This window comes from Lyngbya sp. CCY1209 (assembly GCF_035615495.1).
Classification (GTDB): domain Bacteria; phylum Cyanobacteriota; class Cyanobacteriia; order Cyanobacteriales; family Microcoleaceae; genus Limnospira.
On record NZ_JAJENU010000676.1, the window covers coordinates 1 to 218 of the forward strand.

Consider the following 218-nt stretch of genomic DNA (forward strand, 5'->3'; position numbering starts at 1 on the left):
CCTCTGGGCTCGGGTATTGCCGCCAGCAATAACTCGTCCGGCGGGGTGGCGGCGACGGGGGTTTTTACCCGTTCGTCATTGGGGGTGAATACCGGGTCGGCGAAGACGGCGAGGGTTTTAGTTGCCGGGGTTCGGGAGGCCGTATCTTGGCGAATTTGGGCGATCGCAGAAGCGGAGGGCGATCGCACGATTTCATACTGTTCGATCAGCGGTTCGTA

1 protein-coding gene is annotated in these 218 nt (G+C 61.0%); it reads right to left on the reverse strand.

What is annotated here, in order from left to right; all coding sequences use genetic code 11:
- Positions 1-218: hypothetical protein (locus tag LKE08_RS27890; RefSeq protein WP_324707564.1), on the reverse strand; the 218-nt coding region annotated here is incomplete at both ends.